Here is a 16,302-nt window from a genome sequence, read left to right on the forward strand (position 1 = left end):
ACCCGGCTCGACACCAGGTCGACGAGGTGGATTCGCCTCAGAGGATGGGATCGAGCCGGTAGACCCGGCTCGACACCAGGTCGACGAAGTAGATCTTGCCGTCCGGCCCGAAGGTGAAGCCGGCGAGCGAGCCGGCGGGAAGCCCTGTATCCAGGGTGCGGACGGGCCGCCCATCGAGGTCGAAGGCATGGAACCGGCTTGTCGCGTGATCGGTGACGTAGACGAGGCCCTCGTGGACCTCGATGCCGCTCGGCGCCTCGAGCGTCCCCGGGGGGACGAGCTCGAACAGCGTGGGCTCGTCGACGTGGACGCGCGCAACGACCGGCTCGCTCCCGTCGAAGCTGCTGCCGATCAGCCCGCTTCCGGTATCCAGCTTGAGCAGCCGCTTGTTGCCTGTATCGGCGATGTAGAGGTGGCGGTCCTCGGCGCTGTAGAAGATGTGGCTCGGCGCCTCCTCGATGCCGAGCACCTGGCCCGGCACGTAGCGGTAGATCTCGCCGTCGGCGTGATCGTCGTTCCCGGGGCCGTGATCCGTGGCGAAGTCGTACCTGTCGATGGAACGATCGTGCCCGTTGAAGACCCAGTAGACGTTGCCCTGCTCGTGGGCGAGGCCCTTGCAGAAGGGGCTCGAGTGGAGCATGTCGAGGTGCGACCCGAGGCCATCGGGCGTCTCCTCCGCGAAGATCGCGAGGTCCGAGGAGAAGAGCGTCGGCCCCATGAAGTAGTTGCCGCCGTTGTCGCTGTCGCCGCAGACGCCGAACGTGCCCGCGTTGCCGAAGGCGATCGCCGGCGGCCGGTCCATGAAGTGCGAGGCGGCGGGGTCGCGGAGGCGGACCGCCTGGCTGTCCTGCGCGCCGGGCTTCGTGATGATGGTCACGCTGTCGTCTCGGCGGTTGACGACCCACAGCTCGTCCGGCCGCTCCGGGTTGAAGTCGAGGTCCGTCGGCTCCCGCTTTCTGTCCGGTTCGAAGACGGGCACGAGCGCGACCGACGCCGGACTGCCGTCCTTCACGCCGATGGGGTGTCCGGGCGGGAGCGCGACGCACGCGCCGAGCGCCTCGTCGCACAGCGGCGTCTCGGGCGCAGCGGCGCAGTCCGGCGATGCCTGGCAGGCCAGCGCCGGAGGGGCCTCCGGCTCTGCCGCCGAGCAGGCCCACACGAGTCCCACGCTGGACAGGACGAGCACGCTCTGAAGCTTCACGTTGGCCTCCTGGGATGGGGACATTGTGACCCGGCCGGTGCCGCTGGCCAGGCCTTCATGAGGTGCGGAGTCGCTCCGGTGATGGCTCAATCATGCAGCCTTGACGAAGGCCCGCGGCGCCTCGGGGGCGCGACGCGCACCACCGTGCCGCGCCCGTGCCGCTCCGCTGCGCCGCTGCGCCGTTGCGCCGCTGCGCCGCTGCGCCGCGTCCGTGCCGCGCCGCGCGCGGGATCGCCGCCGCGGCTGAGCTCGCGAGGCGCGCGGGCGCCGGCGCGGAGGGGCCCGCCGCCATCGTCGCCTCGTGTGCGATGGCCTGCTACATGGTCCTGCCGGGCCGACCCGTCGAGCGCCTGGGCTCGCTGCCGGTTCGTCGTGCTCGTTCTGGTGGTTGCTGCACGTCCGTGAACCTGTCACGCCATCGCCTGCGGAGGCCCACCCATGCTGAAGACCTATCGAGGAAGCTGTCATTGTGGCGCGGTTCGGTTCGAGGCCGACATCGATCTGAGCCGGGGCACGAACAAGTGCAACTGCTCCATCTGTACGAAGACGAGGAACTGGAACGTGATCATCCACCCGGACGCGTTTCGTCTCCTCGCGGGGGAGCAGGATCTGAGCGACTATCAGTTCAACCGGAAGGTCGGTCATCACCTGTTCTGCAAGCACTGCGGCGTGCGCTCGTTCGGCCGCGGCCATGTCCCGGAGATCGGGGGCGATTACGTGGCTGTTCAGCTTGGAGCGCTCGACGACGTCGATCCTCGTGAGCTCGTCGAGGCTCCGGTGCGATACGCCGACGGTCGCGCCAACGACTGGGGGAGACCGCCGGCGGAGACCCGGCATCTCTAGCCAGCTAGAGCAACAAGCGGGTTGCACCCGCCTGAAACGAGCAGAATTTTCAACCGCCAAGACGCCAAGAGCGCCAAGAAAAAGAAGATGTCTTGGCGTCCTTGGCGCCTTGGCGGTTCATTTCTCTCTCGATCAACGTGATCGGTCTTCCAGGAGCGGGACTCGCCGTTCTGGCGGCTGCGGGAGCCTACGCGACGGGCAGCCGGACGCTGGCCGGCATGGCTCAGCTCGATCCGTCGAGCACCTCGGCGAGCGACGCGGCGATGACGGCCCGCTCGAGCCATCGTTCCAGCGTCTCCGGATCCTTCTCGGCCAGGATGCGCTCTCTGGCGACGTCCGGCACGGCGATGCCGCGGACCCGGAGCGCGGTCAGCACGGCCCGCGCTGCCTCCGCGGCGCGCCCTTCCCTGCGTCCCTCGTTGAGGCCCTCCCTGCGGCCTTCGTCGAGGCCCTCCCTGCGGCCCTCCGTTCGCGCCTCGGCCCGAAGGTTCTTCTCGTACTCCTCGACCCACGCCCGGATCTCTGCGCTCACCTCGTCCTCCTCATCGGTCGTCGGCTCGCTGGCTCCGAGCCGGAAGTGTACCAGCAGCGGCCTGGCGACGCCCTTCTCCCAGGCGTCGTCGGGCAGCGCGGCCAGATCGACCAGCGCGTCGCGCAGGACGCGGCCCGAGCCGAGCAGCCGCAAGAGCAGCGTCGCGCGCGTCCGGGGCAGCTCCGCGAGCACGATGACGCGCATCACGAGGCCCGGCACGGCGTGGTAGACGCCCGGTTGCACCGGCTCGCACCGGTAGGCGTCGAGCACCGTCTCGGGACGCCCCCGGCCAATAACAACAAGCGCAGGGAAGTCCACCACAGGCTGCGTCGGTGCATCGGCGTCCTCGTCCGGCACGACGGCTCCGGCGGCAGCGCGGGCGCGGCGTTCGAGCTCGTGGTGCCACGTGAGCTGCTTGCGCAGGCACCGGCGCACCTGGCGGAGGCTCGGCGTTCCGTGGAACGGCTCGAAGAGGCTCGGCTCCGCGGCGAGCTCGCCGAGCAGGCCCATCCTGGCGCGCTCGGCGTCCCGCGCTGGATCAGGCACGCTGAAGACGTCGATCTTCTGGGTCGCCGCCAGGACCTCGACCTCTGTCTGCGCCGCCGAGACGAGGCTCAGCCCGTCGCGCAGCAAGCTCTTCGCGAACTGGTCAGAGCGGTTGTGCATCGGAGGCGAATCTGAGCGACGCTGGCGACATGGTCCACCGCAGAGGATGCATGATGGCGAGCTGGATCCGTCGCTAAATGCATCATCGGCGACAGGTCATGGCCGTAACGCCGCTCGAACAACAAGCGCTTACCGGCAGGTGGAGCAGGCCGCGTGGAAATCGTTGCCGGTCGCGTGATGTTTCGACGATCCGGGTCGATGAGCGCCAGGCCAAGCCGGGGCCGCGCCGCAGGTCGACGAGCGCGGCCTCCGCGGCGGTGGCAGGTCGCCGCGCGTGGCGGTGGAGACTGCCGGCAGCGTCGCTCATGGCGCGGGTCCGGCGGCGGGCCCCGGGCGGCACCGTACGGCGTGATCCAGGTCCTCCTTGTTGACGCCGGATCCGCGGGAGCTCATTCGGGTCTTCAGCACGCGTGGAAGCACGCGTGAGGAGAGGAGATGATGACCATGAACAACAGGGCCCGGACCATCGTTCTCGCCGCGCTCTTCCCCATCGTGGGCTGCGCCAGCGAGCCCGAGAGCACGACGCCCCCGGTCGAGGGCCCCGCGGCCGGGCCGACGTTCCACAAGGACGTGGCGCCCATCCTGCAGAAGCGGTGCCAGGGGTGCCACTCGCCCGGCGAGATCGCGCCCTTCAGCCTGACCGACTACGCCGACGTGAAGCAGGTCTCGAGCCGGATCGTGGCGGTGACGCAGGACCGGACGATGCCGCCCTGGGGCGCCGTGGAGACGGACGAGTGCGCGCCGCGCTTCGGCTGGAAGGACGACAGCAGGCTCTCCGACGCGGAGCTCGCGACGCTCGAGGCATGGCACGACGCCGGGGCCCCCGAGGGCGACCCCGCGGAAGCGCCTCCCGCGCTCGATCCGTCGGGGATCCATGGCCTCGAGGGCGTCAGCGCCACCATCGAGCCCGCGAAGCCGTACGTGACGGGCGGCGACGAGGACCAGTTCCGCTGCTTCGTCATGGATCCCAACCTCACGCAGGACACGTTCGTGAACGGCATGAACGTGGTGCCGGGCAACTCGAAGGTCGTCCACCACGTCGTTGTCTTCACCGACCCGCACGCGGAGAGCGACGCCCTCGCTGACGCCGACGGCGGCTACGAGTGCTTTGGCAGCTCGGGCGTCCAGGACACCCAGGTCCTCGGCGTGTGGGTGCCGGGCGGGCGACCGACCGAGTTCCCCCCCAACGCCGGCTTCCTCGTCCCCGCGGGATCGCGGCTCGTGATGCAGGTCCATTACCACCCGGCGGGCGCGGAGGCCGAGCCGGACGCGACGAGGATCCAGCTCCGGTTCCTCCCGGAGCCGCCGGAGTACAGGGTCGTCTTCGTGGCGTTCGGCAACTTTCCGCAGCAATGGCCGAACGGCGAGGGGCTCCAGCCGGGGCCCAACGACAGGGAAGGGGTCGAGTTCTTCGTCCCGGCAGGGGCCAAGGACCACACCGAGGTCATGAAGATCACGCTCCCCGAGACGTTCATGGGCGAGTCGCTGGTCGGCGGCATCCGGCTCTACAGCGCGATGACGCACATGCACTATGTCGGGACCGACATGAAGGTCGACGTCCAGCGCCCGAGCCCGGAGGGCGACGATCCGGCCGAGGAGTGCGTGGTCCAGACGCCAGCGTGGGACTTCAACTGGCAGCAGACGTACACGATCGACGCGCCGATCGAGGAGCTCCCCGTGCTGAAGACCGGCGATGTCATGACGTTGCGTTGCCGCTACGACAACACCATGGACAACCCCTTCGTGAAGAGGGCGCTCCTCGAGGAGAACCTCACCGCGCCGAGGGACATCGTCCTCGGCGAGAGCTCGCTCGACGAGATGTGCATCGGGCTCTTCAACGGGTTCGTCAAGAACTGAGGGGCGGGCCTCGGGGCGGCTGACGCCGCGAGGCGCCGCCAGGAGGCGCTCCGCCAGGAGGCCCGAGGCCGTCCCGGCGCCCCTCGCCCGGAGCGGACGGCATGCCGTGGACCTATCCGGGGAAGCTGGCGCGTCCACGCGGGAGATGGGTGGCACCCGTCTTCCGATGGACGTGCCGTCCAGGAAAAGATGAGTGACACCCGTCTCCGCGATGGAGAGGCCGCCCTCCAGCCCCGCGAGCCCTGGCCGAGGCCTCCGCGGCGTCGATCGGCGCGCTGGTTCCAAGCCGCTCAGGGCGCGCCGTCGTCGGAGGGGCGGGCCCGGGGGAGGGCGCCTGCAAGGCGCGCGGCCAGGTCCCCCTTCGGCTCCACCCGCACCGTCTCCAGGCCGAGCCAGCCGGCCATCCGCTTGAGCTCCGCCGCCAGCCGCGCCGGCGTCTCGTCGTCCGCCAACGGCTCGGCGTGGCTCGCCTGGACGAGCAGCACGCCGGCCTTGCGGTCGGCCTTCAGGTCGACGCGCGCGGTGATCGCCTCGCCCTGCAGGAAGGGCAGGACGTAGTAGCCGTGGGTGCGCTTCGCCGCGGGGGTGTAGATCTCGAGCCGCACCCGCACGCCGAACATCCGCTCCGTCCGCTCGCGGAACCAGATCACGTTGTCGAACGGCGAGAGAAGGGCGTCGCCCTCGACCCGGCGCGGCCGGCGCGCGGCGGAATCGAGGAAGGCGGCCTCGCGCCAGCCCGTCACGCTCACCGGCAGCAGCTCGCCGGCGTCCACGAGCTCGCTCACCCTGGCCCTCGTCTCGGCCATGCCCATGCGGAAGTAGTCGCGCAGGTCGCGCTCGGTGGCGATCCCCATGGCCCGGGCGGCGATGCGGACCAGCTCGCGCTGGGCGTCCTCGCGCGCCGGCGTCGGCGCCTGGAGGACGGCGCTGGGCAGCACCTTGTCCGGCAGGCCGTAGACCCGCTCGAAGGCGCCGCGCCGGGTGGCGGTGGTCAGCTGGCCGGTCCAGAACAGGCACTCGGCGGCGCGCTTCGCGTCGCTCCAGCCCCACCAGCCGCCCCGGCCCTTCTCGCCGACCTCCAGCTCGGAGGCGGCGAGGGGCCCCCGGTCGCGGATCTGCTGGAGGGCGCTGTCGACCGCCTTCCGGTGCTCGCGCAGGAAGCGGGCGACGCCCTTCCACACGCCGACCCCGTCGCGGGCGTCGGCCATCCGCCAGCGCAGCAGCGGCTGCATGCCGAGCGGCAGCAGCGAGGCCTCGTGGGCCCAGTACTCGAACAGCGGCCGCTTGCGGGCCCAGGCCAGCTCCTCGAGCATCGCGCGCGGATAGGCGCCCAGCCGCGAGAAGGCTGGCAGGTAGTGGGCGCGCGAGACGACGTTCACGGAGTCGATCTGCACGACCCCCAGCCGCTCGATGAGCCGCGTGAGCTGGCGTCTCGTCGTGTCGCGCCCCGGCCGCGGTCCACCGAAGCCTTGCGCCGCCAGGGCGATGCGCCGCGCCGCCGCGGCGGTGAGGGTGTCCTTCATTCCGGGCCGCACTCTAGCGCGTCATCAGCAGCGGCCACAGCAGGCCGAGCACGCGCGAGGCCGCGCGCCGTGGATGCCGACGGATGCCGACGGATGCGGATCACGTCCCGCGGGTGAGCGCTATCATGTCGGGCGCGCGGAGGTGAAGGTATGGCGAACGTCATCACGTACGAGGCCGGTCCCGGCCTCACGCGCATCCAGATGAGCAACGGGCTGACCTCGGTGTTCATCTCCGTGCTCGCCCTTGCCGCGTCGGCGCTGGCCGAGACCGAGGGGGAACGCGAGCTCGCCGCGTGGTTCGCCTCGCACGATCAGGGGATGTTCGGGCTCGGGGTCGTGGGGTTCGACGTCAGCGAGATGCCCTGGTCCCCGAGCACCTTCGCCCGCGAACGCGAGTTCATCCTCCGGGTGATCGAGGCGGCGAAGGCCAGGACGGGCTGGGAGCGGCTGGGGTACGGGCCGCGCGAGGAGTCGCTCCAGCCCTGCCTGGATCGGTTCCGGGCGATGATCGAGGCGTTCGTCGTCGAGCATGCGTGCGGTGTGGATGCGACGGTCTGGTCCTACGGCGACCGCCCGAAGCAGCTGGTGCTCTGTCCCGTCCATCGGGTGTACGAGCACGAGTTTGGGTGTGTCCTGTGCCATGACAGGTAGCTGGACGCGCCTCCGGCAGGAGATGGGTGGCACCCGTCTCCGCGTTGGAGAGACCCCCCGACCCTGCGAGCCCTGAGCAGGCCTTCTCGCCAGCGCTCTGGTGCCAGCTACCGCTGGATGCAGCTTGTCCCGCTCCCGGCGGACGGCACGGCGGCAGAACCGCGGATGCGAGCCCGTTGCGGGAGCGTGCGCGCCGGGCAGCCGGTCGCTGGCCGGCGTGGCTCAGCTCAGGCCGTCGAGCACCTCGGCGAGCGACGCGGCGACGATGGCCCGCTCGAGCCACCGTTCCAGCGTCTCCGGATCCTTCTCGGCCAGGATGCGCTCGCGCGCGGCGTCCGGCACGGCGATGCCGCGGACCCGGAGCGCGGTCAGCACGGCCCGCGCCGCCTCCTCGTTGCGGCCTTCCTTGCGGCCCTCGTTGTGGCCTTCCTTGCGGCCCTCCGTTCGCGCCTCGGCCCGAAGCCTGTTCTCGTACTCCTCGACCCACGCCCGGATCTCTGCGCTCACCTCGTCCTCCTCGTCGCTCGGCTCGCTGGCTCCGAGCCGGAAGTGTACCAGCAGCGGCCTGGCGACGCTCTTCTCCCAGGCGTCGTCGGGCAGCGCGGCCAGATCGGCCAGCGCGTCGCGCAGGACGCGGCCCGAGCCGAGCAGCCGCAAGAGCAGCGTCGCGCGCGTCCGGGGCAGCTCCGCGAGCACGATGACGCGCAGCACCAGGCCCGGGACGGCGTGGTAGACGCCCGGTTGCACCGGCTCGCACCGGTAGGCGTCGAGCACCGTCTCGGGACGCCCCGGGCCGATGACGACGAGGGCAGGGAAGTCCACCGCCGGCTGCGGCGGCGCATCTGCGTCCTCTTCCTGCGCGACGGCGCCGGCGGCAGCGCGGGCGCGGCGTTCGAGCTCGTGGTGCCATGTGAGCTGCTTGCGCAGGCAGCGGCGGACCTGACGGAGGCTCGGCGTGCCGTGGAACGGCTCGAACAGGCTCGGCTCCGCGGCGAGCTCGCCGAGCAGGCCCATCCTGGCACGCTCGGCCTGGCGGGCTGGATCAGGCACGCTGAAGACATCGATCTTCTGGGTCGCCGCCAGGACCTCGACCTCTGTTTGCGCGGCCGAGACGAGGCTCAGCCCGTCGCGCAGCAAGCTCTTCGCGAACTGGTCAGAGCGGTTGTGCATCGGAGGACGACCCTAATCCATCATCGCATGATGCGCCACCTCAGAACGACGAAAGAGGCGAATGGATGAATCGTTGCACAGCGTCGCGCTTTCTTCGTCGAGCCTCACCGTGTCGCCGCAATGGACGACAGGGGCTTACCGGCATGGGTAGCCAATCGTGTCGAAATCGTTGTCGATCGCGTGATGTTTTCGTCGGTTTGCGGGTGGCGAGCGCGATGCAGACCGATGCCAGCACCAAGACGGTGGGGTATGGGCACCCTGACGCCGGTGAGGGCATCAACTGTCGTGATGCGATGGCTTCGATGTCGGCAAGGTGATATGTGCAACGGCGGCGGTGGCCGACCTTGGTTGGTGTCGCGCAGGCCCGGCGGCGGCGCCGGGCCGCGCGATCCGCTCGGCCCGCTCCGCTCTCGTCGCCATCGCTTCCTCCTTCGTCGCGATGGGGACGGGTAGCCGGCGCGGCACGGACGATCACGATGGCGTTGGCTGGGCGGTTACTGCGCGCCGCCCGCCGCATCTTCGATGCCCGTCCGCGAGCTCCACGCCGCGCTCAATAGCCACCGCGCCTTCTTTCCTGCCGATCACCCGCAGGCGCTCGGCGACGAGCGGCCCGGCGACGACATCTCCTTTTGAGGCGACCCCGCCCGCGCTCGGCTCATGACGCCGAGCGTCCCTCGATCCTCGCGCTCAAAGGCCCTCCAACTTCGTGCTCGTGCCCATTCCGGCGTCGCGGCCCGGCGATGCCCAAGGCCGCGACGGCCATGACGCCGCGCCTCCCTCAATTTTCGTGCTCGGGACCCCATCAAACTTCGCGAGCACGCTTACCCGAAGGGCGCCTTCTTCTCACCTTCGAGCCGGGTACATGGCTTGCAACCACAAACAGCAGCCAGGGTAGAGAAACGCATCTCTTTCACCAGGGAGAGTCCAATGGACGAGAAACAGCAGAAAAAAGAAACAACGAAGAAAGACAACAACACCACGAAAGAGAGTCTTGCCAAGATTCTCGAGGGGGCGGGTCTTGCCATCTCGGCAATTTCCAACGCCAACGTCGATCAGGTGAAGACCGTTGCGGGGAATCTGGATTCCGACCATCCCGTTCTCAGCAAGATCCTCGGGGCGTGCGACACGCAATTCTCCGAATCTGCTTATCACGAGCATAACCATCACGATACCCACACCTATCATGAAGGACCGTGAGGGCGCCGCTCCTCATGGATTATGACCGATATCGTTCATAACCGTTCGGAGAAAGAGACGCGCCCACGGGAAGCAAGTTCATACTTTTTTCTTCGGACGCGTCCTCTCCGAGCTCCTCTGGTCGAGGAAGCCGAGGGCCTGGCCATGGACATTGGAAGTGACATCATTGTAAAAGTGGCCGCATACTGCAATCTGTACTGTACGTATTGCCATTGGTTCCGCAACGATGCCGTCGAAAAGCTTCCGAAGCTGATGCCGCAGTCGGTGGAAGACGACATGGCTTACCGGCTGGAAAGGCTTTTCGAAGCGGGCCTTCATTCCAGCTACAGCCTCGTCCTTCATGGCGGAGAGCCGCTGCTGTACGGAAAGGGGCGAACCGTGGCCCTGGTTCGTCGGCTGCGAGCCATCGCGGAGAGAACGAAGACCTCGCTCTTCATGGGGATGACCACGAACGGGGTTTTGATCGACGACGACTGGTGCGCCATTCTCAAAGACAACAACATGGGTCTGGCCGTCAGCATCGATGGCCCGCGGGAAGTCCACGACAAATCGCGGGTGGATCGAAGGGGACGGGGCAGCCACGCCCAGGTCGTCGCCGCCATCGAAAGACTGCAAAAAAACGACGTCAAATTCGCCATTCTCTCCGTCGCCGATCTCGAGACGTCGAGCACGGAGATCATGAGGTACTTCGCCGACGAGCTGGGCGTGAAGACGTTCGATGTCCTGATCCCGAACTTCAATCACGACGACGTGGAGAAAGGTGTCGTCAAGTCCATAGGCGCGTACTACCGGAACATGTTCGACCTCTGGTATCAGGACTACTCAAGGCGCGGGGTGAGCGTCCGGCTGTTCGAGTCCATGATCAAGGCGTTGCTGAACCAGAAGCACACTTCCCTTGACTCCACGGGGCCCAGGCCGACCCGAACCATCGTCATTCAACCCAATGGCGCCATCGAGCCGCACGACGTGTTCGGGATCGCCGGCCAAGAGCAGGTCCACACCAAACTCAACGTGTCCAGCAACGACATCGTCGAGCTGTGGAATGAACCGGCGTGGAGGATTCCGTATGAGGCCGGGCTCAATCTCCCCGCGAAGTGCAAGGCGTGCAGGTTTACCCAGGCGTGCTCGGGCGGGTACATCATGCACCGGTACAGCAGTAAGAACGGTTACAATAACCCATCCGTCTACTGCGAGGACCTTCTGGGCATCTTTTCCCATATCTGGAAAACCATATCTCAAGACATCTATGGAGTAACAGCCGTATGAACTGTTACTTGATAGATGAGCGCGATTTCAAGGTCTACCTGCGTTCCAGCATCGAGGACTTCGAGTACGACGTGGGCGACTACGTCCTCGTCCACCGCTCCGCGCCCGGCGAGAAGATCGATCGTTTTCTGGAATCCCATGATCGGGCGGTGATGGCGCTCCTGGAAGAGCTGCTGGTCAATCAGAAGATCATCCCGATGGATGCCGCGGCCCTGAAGATGGCCGCGGACCTCTTGCACCACTTCAAGGGCGAACCACCACCTTCTAAGTGCCCGGTTTTTCGCCAGTGGATATCGCAGGTCGCCAACAGTCTGATGCGCTGTTCGATCAATACCGCGACCCTCAACCTCCAGCGGCTCGTTTATTCGATGCCCCTCGTCTTCTCGAAGGTGATGGCGGAGCATCACCTTCCTTACGAAGGGTACGCGTTCCTTCCGCCTTTCGCCGGTGTTGTCGGCGGCAAGGCCAGAAGCCTCGCCAAGGTTGGACAAGTCACGTGGATCAAGGTAGGTGATCCAGGGACGGAGATCACCAGGAATGGCGAGCCCGAACTACTCTCGGAAGTGATCTTGACTCGCAATATGACGATTTGCGGTGGTGAGATCGATGTATTACCTTATACGCAAACCACCATGCACACGGATTCCCTCCGGCTCGGGGTCACTCCCGATCTCACGGAGCAGGAGCTCACGGAAGCCTTGGTCCACCTGCAGGATCTCATCGATGGCTTGGATGGGGTCGACCCAGGTTATCGCGAGGCCATCCTCGCCAACTTCAGGCGCTTTCTCGTCTGCGTCCCGGGAAACAACGTCTACAATAGCGGCACCGACCGGCACACATTTCAGATCTCCTCGCTCTGTGTTCCCTATCATTCGCCCGCGCACGTTTACAAGTGTGCCAACATGCTCGTTCACGAGTGCAGCCACCAGCTGCTCAATCAGCTCTTCGCTTTGAGCGACCTTTATTCGAACGACGACAGGGTCGTCGAGTATCACCATCCTTGGATGCCGGGGAAGAAGCGGCCGATGAGCGGCGTCTTCCTGGGTTTTCACGCCTTCGTGAACGTCGTCAGTTATTACGTGCAGCTGCTGGAGAGAGAGCCCCGCTATCATGCCCGGATAGAGAGCGAGCTGAGCTTGCGAATGCAGGAGGTGAAAGACGTCGCTGCCTACATCCATGAGCACGCGGATTTGAACGAGAAGGGCCGTCACTTCATAGGCGCCCTGGAGGCGACGCTGGCGGAGTCCGCGAGCCGAATCGCCTGTTGGGGGATGCCGTGAGGTCATCCGCAATCGTCGAGAAGAGCCAGTTCGATGCCTTGCTTCGAAGCCGCATCGAAGTCGAGGACGTGAGGCCGTTCGCCTTGCTGGAGAGCTTCAGCCGGCAGGCCGAGCAGCTGAGCTTTCTCAGAGCCTACGACACGTGCCTGATGGAGATCCTGGAGGGGCTCGTGAACCATCGATTGCTGGACGTGGAGGAGCCGCTTCGTGGCTGTCTGCTACGGATCTTCGAGATGTTCCGACACCAGCCTTCTCCCACGGAGTGCCCCGTGTTTCGGCACTGGGTCTCCAAGACGATCGAGTGTCTGACGGCACCCGCCGAGAACGCGATCCTCGGCCTGAAAGCTCAGCTCTACGCGATGCCGGTCTTGTTCTGCGAGATTCTCAGAAGAGAGCAAATCGAGTTCTCTGGCGACATGGCATTTCCGAGGTTCTACGGAGTCATCGCCACGCCTCTGAGGAGCCGGGCTCCTCGTCCGGAGGTCAAACGGCTGGTGATCGGCAAGCACGACGTTTCGGTTCACCCCAAGGGAGCCGCGGGGGGACCTCATAACATCCGCGACGAACTCGTGGACGCCATTTTCGTCGAGGGATTCACCAACGCCCTGGAGGTCACCCACTACGACTGTTGCGATCTCGATACATCCCGACTCATCCGCGGAATGGGGATCGATAGGCACCCCGAGCCGTCGCAAGTGCTCTCGAGCTTCGAAGGCGTCTTGGCGATGCTCAGCGACGAAGAGCGCGCTGCGTTCGGCAAGGTAGTTCGGCGCGTGGTCTTTTGCGTGCCCACGGAAGCTAGGTACAACAGCCTCTCGGTCAAGGATTGGTATCAGATGATTTGCCTCTGCTTTCCGCTGATCGAGGAGAGCAAGTTCCGAATCACCGAGGGGCTGATCCACGAGACGAGCCATAAGGTTCTCGAGCAGCTGCTCGTCGTCAAGGACCTATTCACCAACGCGGAATCGGAGAAGGAGTACTACCACCCGTGGATGCCCGGGGTAAAACGACCCATGCGAGGCGTGATGCTGGGGATTCACGCGTTCGTGAACGTTCTGCAGTTTTATCGGCGCCTGATCGAGCGCGACGGATCGATGACGGCCCAGATCATGCCCCTGTACAAGAAGCGATACGGCCAGGTCGATGCCACCCTGAAAATGGTGCTTGAGAAGGCCAGTCTGACCACCGAGGGCGAGGTTTTTTTAGATGCCTTGTCCGCGACCGTTTCAGAGTACAGGTGCATTCAATGATCGACGCCTCGATCTTCAGAGACAACGGCTTCTCTTCATTCCGACATATGGAGATGGAGCACGCGAGAATCGTGAGCTTTCTGGAGCCGCTGCTCTCGCAAGGAGCGACGGTCCTCGATCTGGGGTGTGGCAACGGTGAGCTGTTGAGAAAAATCACGGAGTGTGAGGCGACTGTCACCCCCTTCGGCGTGGATCTAGGCCCTGAAAAGATCGATCGCGCGAAAGAGACTTTCCCCGGTCGCCGGGGAAATTTCGTCGCCGCCGATCTCTTTTGTTACCCCGCCCTCGAGGCCAGGGCCTTCGATGTCGTGTTGCTCATGCCGGGCAGGTTGCTCGACGTCTCCACTCAGGTCGCGGCCGGCTTTCGAGATTGGCTCGAAGGACATTGCACGGACCTGATTCTCTATGCCTACGACGACTGGATGGCGCGCTATCGGACCCTCGACGCCCTGGCTCGGGAATGCGGCTTTCCTGGGCTGTCGAGGTGTGATGGCAATGTTGGCTCATTGAGTTTTCGTCCCTCAACAACAAGGATGGGTCACCATGAAAGTAGATGTTCGCAGTGTGGTGCATGATCCATTCGCGGCGTGCGCCAGTGCTCTCGCGAGTGCTTCGACGCCGTTGTGGAAGGTCACCTGTTATAGTGTCTACCACTTCGGTCACTATTGTGAAGGAAAGCGGGTTGCTGAAGTGCACGCGCTCGCCGAGGCTCGCTTCAGTGACGGGCGCATCTCGAGCGGAGGAAGCGTCATGTTGAGGCACCAGGGGCAGCATTTCTTCGTGAGGCACGCGGCGGTTTTTCGGGCCTATCACAGCAGTGTAAAGGATCTCGAGCCCAAGGAGCTTCGGGTCCGTTACGTGGTTTACCTGAAGGACAATACGGTGGCGGTGACGCCGAGTTATCCGTTGGAGGCGGGGCCGATGTACTCACTGCATGGCAAGACGGACCAGGAGAAGGAGGCGATCCGGCGGGAGATGGAGTCTCGCTTCGAGGCGGTGCGTGACGCCGATGCCACGCGGAATCTCTTTTTCGTGAACGACCACTCGAAGAACTTCTTCCGGTGAGTGTCAAGAGGATTGGCCGTCGATCCCGTCACAGCCTCACGAGGTGGCCGCTCCGCAGACCGCGTCTTTCCCCTGGCCAGCTGCGGCTGCACGCTACGCGGCGTCCGATGAGGGCCGCGTCCTCGCCTGTTACCGAGCGGGCTGTTTGATGTCCGGACGATCCGTCAGGTGAGGACGATGCTCGAGCTGGTGGCGTCCGCCCACGAAGGTCTCGGTGCCCGACGGATCACGTTTCTTGAGGGGGAGCGCATGAGCCTCGCGAGGTTCTGTTCCCGGCGTTTGGCCTGCCCATGGAGCTGCCGGAGTAGGGCGCGAGGTTTTTCTGAGCGACCGATGATCTCTCCGCGGGCGGGGGGGATGGAGCAAAAGGAGGCCAACCCCATGTCCCACAAGCTCTTCGTCAGCCTGCCCGTCAAGAACCTCGAGCGGACCATGGCGTTCTTCAATGCCCTCGGCTTCACGATCAACCCGAAAGTCACGGGCGACAATGCCGCCTGCATGCTCATCGGCGAGCACGCCGACGCGATGCTGCTCGTCGAGCCGTTCTTCAAGACGTTCACCAACAAGGAGATCTGCGACACCGCGACGCACGTGGAGGGGGCCTTCGGGCTCTCGTGCGAGAGCCGCGCCGAGGTGGACGCGCTGGTGGCGAAGGCGCTCGCCGGCGGTAGCAAGGAGGCGGGGCCGCCGGAGGACCACGGGTTCATGTACAGCCGGAGCTTCGAGGACCTCGACGGGCACCACTGGGAGGTGCTGTGGATGGATCCAAAGGCCGCGCAGTAAGCCGCGCTGATCTCAGCGGAGGAGAAGGGATTCGAACACTTGGCGCGGGCGGCGGGTGGCGCTGGCGGTTTCCGCCATGGCGGCGGCAGACGGCCGCCGCCTGGCCAGCCCACCGACGACGCGTGATCGCCGCGGTTGGCCACCCGTCACCAGGCGTCGGTGGCCTCGTCGCGCTCGCGTCGCACCGGCGGCGCCCACCGGCGGCCCGTTGCTCGGACGAACCATCGCCCAGACGGGTGAGCGGGCGGCGATCACGCTGCCTTGCGCGGCGGAAGGCCGTCGTCCGCGCCTCGTTCCATGACGCCGTGCGCGGGGTCGCCGCTCGGAGGGTTGTGGCAGAGCACGAACGTGGTGGCGGCCATCTCGAGGGCGGCGCGCAGCACGTCGGTCTGGTGGACGACGGTGCCGAGGATCCCGCCGCGGGAGAGCATGCGGACGGCGCGCACGCCGCGGTGGGCGTCGAGGGCGGCCATCCAGAGCTCCTCGTGGACAAGATGGGCGAGCGTGGGCTCGAAGAAGCGGGCGACGTCGCGCGGCGAGCGCAGGCGCCTCGGGCGGCGGGTGCGCGCGGCGTGGAGGCGGCGGCCGAGCTCGAGGGCGGCGAGCAGCCGCTCGGCGTCGCGGAGCGAGAGCTCGGTCCGCTGGGCGAGCGCGAGCGGGGTCAGGCGCCCGAGGTGCAACAGGCCGTGCAGGCCGAGCACGCGCGAGGCGGCGCCGGCTATGCCGAGCACCAGGTCGACGAGCGTGGCCTCCGGGGCGGTGGGCACGTTGACGAGCGCGGCGGCGGAGGGGCCGTCGGCCGCGCAACAGGCCGCGTGGCCCGATGCGCTGGCAGGCCTGGTGGCGTTGCGCAGGCCGGCGGCAGACCGGGCCGGTGTCAGCGGCGGAACACGGAAGCGACGGACGGACCGAGTCCTTGGCCCCTCCCACCAAAAGAAGCCCGAAGCCGTCCCGGCGCCCCCGGTCCGGGGCGGACGGCACGCCGTGAACCCGTCCCGGTGAGGTGGGTCGTCCACGC

General features: G+C 66.6%; 15 protein-coding genes. 10 read left to right on the forward strand and 5 right to left on the reverse strand.

What is annotated here, in order from left to right; translation table 11 throughout:
- Positions 1-37: 37 nt before the first annotated feature.
- Positions 38-1,201 carry a hypothetical protein gene (locus WMF24_RS43065; RefSeq protein WP_437733288.1) on the reverse strand — a complete coding sequence of 388 codons (1,164 nt, stop codon included), beginning with the start codon at positions 1,199-1,201 and terminating at the stop codon, positions 38-40.
- 438 nt (positions 1,202-1,639) lie between these two features.
- Between WMF24_RS43065 and WMF24_RS43070 the strand changes: the two genes are divergently transcribed.
- Entirely contained in the window at positions 1,640-2,044 is a 405-nt protein-coding gene (locus WMF24_RS43070) for a GFA family protein (protein WP_437733289.1), read from the forward strand.
- Positions 2,045-2,267: 223 nt separating this feature from the next.
- Here the strand turns inward: WMF24_RS43070 and WMF24_RS43075 are convergent, their stop codons facing one another.
- Positions 2,268-3,242, reverse strand: coding sequence for a hypothetical protein (locus WMF24_RS43075; RefSeq protein ID WP_437733290.1), 975 nt, complete (start codon positions 3,240-3,242; stop codon positions 2,268-2,270).
- Between the two features lie 444 nt (positions 3,243-3,686).
- Between WMF24_RS43075 and WMF24_RS43080 the strand changes: the two genes are divergently transcribed.
- Entirely contained in the window at positions 3,687-5,099 is a 1,413-nt protein-coding gene (locus WMF24_RS43080; RefSeq protein ID WP_437733291.1) for a hypothetical protein, read from the forward strand.
- Positions 5,100-5,389: 290 nt separating this feature from the next.
- Here WMF24_RS43080 and WMF24_RS43085 read toward each other — a convergent pair whose 3' ends face one another.
- Entirely contained in the window at positions 5,390-6,622 is a 1,233-nt protein-coding gene (locus tag WMF24_RS43085) for a winged helix-turn-helix domain-containing protein (RefSeq protein ID WP_437733292.1), read from the reverse strand.
- A 150-nt stretch (positions 6,623-6,772) separates the two neighbouring features.
- Here WMF24_RS43085 and WMF24_RS43090 point away from each other — a divergent pair, with 150 nt between their 5' ends.
- Complete coding sequence (locus WMF24_RS43090) at positions 6,773-7,273, forward strand: hypothetical protein (protein ID WP_437733293.1); 501 nt, start codon at positions 6,773-6,775, stop codon at positions 7,271-7,273.
- Positions 7,274-7,495: 222 nt separating this feature from the next.
- Here the strand turns inward: WMF24_RS43090 and WMF24_RS43095 are convergent, their stop codons facing one another.
- The gene (locus WMF24_RS43095) at positions 7,496-8,443 is read right to left on the reverse strand and encodes a hypothetical protein (protein ID WP_437733294.1); all 948 of its coding nucleotides are present in this window, start codon (positions 8,441-8,443) and stop codon (positions 7,496-7,498) included.
- Between the two features lie 927 nt (positions 8,444-9,370).
- On the opposite strand from WMF24_RS43095, the gene WMF24_RS43100 reads away from it, so the two are divergent.
- From WMF24_RS43100 to WMF24_RS43130, 7 genes are all read left to right on the forward strand, one after another.
- Complete coding sequence (locus tag WMF24_RS43100) at positions 9,371-9,640, forward strand: hypothetical protein (RefSeq protein WP_437733295.1); 270 nt, start codon at positions 9,371-9,373, stop codon at positions 9,638-9,640.
- A 144-nt stretch (positions 9,641-9,784) separates the two neighbouring features.
- Positions 9,785-10,906: a radical SAM protein gene (locus WMF24_RS43105; RefSeq protein ID WP_437733296.1), complete on the forward strand. Its 1,122-nt coding sequence runs from the start codon at positions 9,785-9,787 to the stop codon at positions 10,904-10,906.
- A complete protein-coding gene (locus tag WMF24_RS43110) occupies positions 10,903-12,186 on the forward strand; it encodes an aKG-HExxH-type peptide beta-hydroxylase (RefSeq protein ID WP_437733297.1) in 1,284 nt (427 codons plus the stop codon). Before WMF24_RS43105 ends, WMF24_RS43110 begins: the two co-directional genes overlap by 4 nt.
- Positions 12,183-13,436 (forward strand): aKG-HExxH-type peptide beta-hydroxylase, encoded by a 1,254-nt coding sequence (locus WMF24_RS43115; protein WP_437733298.1) that lies wholly within the window; start codon positions 12,183-12,185, stop codon positions 13,434-13,436. The genes WMF24_RS43110 and WMF24_RS43115 overlap by 4 nt, the downstream gene beginning before the upstream one ends.
- On the forward strand, positions 13,433-14,011 hold the full coding sequence (locus WMF24_RS43120) for a class I SAM-dependent methyltransferase (RefSeq protein WP_437733299.1): 579 nt from the start codon (positions 13,433-13,435) through the stop codon (positions 14,009-14,011). Before WMF24_RS43115 ends, WMF24_RS43120 begins: the two co-directional genes overlap by 4 nt.
- Positions 13,980-14,501 (forward strand): hypothetical protein, encoded by a 522-nt coding sequence (locus tag WMF24_RS43125; protein ID WP_437733300.1) that lies wholly within the window; start codon positions 13,980-13,982, stop codon positions 14,499-14,501. The genes WMF24_RS43120 and WMF24_RS43125 overlap by 32 nt, the downstream gene beginning before the upstream one ends.
- A 381-nt stretch (positions 14,502-14,882) precedes the next feature.
- Positions 14,883-15,284 (forward strand): VOC family protein, encoded by a 402-nt coding sequence (locus WMF24_RS43130; protein WP_437733301.1) that lies wholly within the window; start codon positions 14,883-14,885, stop codon positions 15,282-15,284.
- Positions 15,285-15,535: 251 nt separating this feature from the next.
- Here the strand turns inward: WMF24_RS43130 and WMF24_RS43135 are convergent, their stop codons facing one another.
- Positions 15,536-16,051, reverse strand: a complete 516-nt coding sequence (locus tag WMF24_RS43135; protein ID WP_437733302.1) for a JAB domain-containing protein — start codon at positions 16,049-16,051, stop codon at positions 15,536-15,538.
- Between the last annotated feature and the right edge of the window lie 251 nt (positions 16,052-16,302).

Source organism: Sorangium sp. So ce1335 (assembly GCF_051521615.1).
In the GTDB taxonomy this organism is placed as follows: Bacteria; Myxococcota_A; Polyangia; order Polyangiales; family Polyangiaceae; genus Sorangium.

Coding starts and splice junctions, on each gene's coding strand:
- WMF24_RS43070 (WP_437733289.1), top strand. CDS start 1,640: ATGCTGAAGACCTATCGAGGAAGCTGTCATTGTGGCGCGGTTCGGTTC.
- WMF24_RS43075 (WP_437733290.1), bottom strand. CDS start 3,242: ATGCACAACCGCTCTGACCAGTTCGCGAAGAGCTTGCTGCGCGACGGG.
- WMF24_RS43080 (WP_437733291.1), top strand. CDS start 3,687: ATGAACAACAGGGCCCGGACCATCGTTCTCGCCGCGCTCTTCCCCATC.
- WMF24_RS43085 (WP_437733292.1), bottom strand. CDS start 6,622: ATGAAGGACACCCTCACCGCCGCGGCGGCGCGGCGCATCGCCCTGGCG.
- WMF24_RS43090 (WP_437733293.1), top strand. CDS start 6,773: ATGGCGAACGTCATCACGTACGAGGCCGGTCCCGGCCTCACGCGCATC.
- WMF24_RS43095 (WP_437733294.1), bottom strand. CDS start 8,443: ATGCACAACCGCTCTGACCAGTTCGCGAAGAGCTTGCTGCGCGACGGG.
- WMF24_RS43100 (WP_437733295.1), top strand. CDS start 9,371: ATGGACGAGAAACAGCAGAAAAAAGAAACAACGAAGAAAGACAACAAC.
- WMF24_RS43105 (WP_437733296.1), top strand. CDS start 9,785: ATGGACATTGGAAGTGACATCATTGTAAAAGTGGCCGCATACTGCAAT.
- WMF24_RS43110 (WP_437733297.1), top strand. CDS start 10,903: ATGAACTGTTACTTGATAGATGAGCGCGATTTCAAGGTCTACCTGCGT.
- WMF24_RS43120 (WP_437733299.1), top strand. CDS start 13,433: ATGATCGACGCCTCGATCTTCAGAGACAACGGCTTCTCTTCATTCCGA.
- WMF24_RS43125 (WP_437733300.1), top strand. CDS start 13,980: ATGAAAGTAGATGTTCGCAGTGTGGTGCATGATCCATTCGCGGCGTGC.
- WMF24_RS43130 (WP_437733301.1), top strand. CDS start 14,883: ATGTCCCACAAGCTCTTCGTCAGCCTGCCCGTCAAGAACCTCGAGCGG.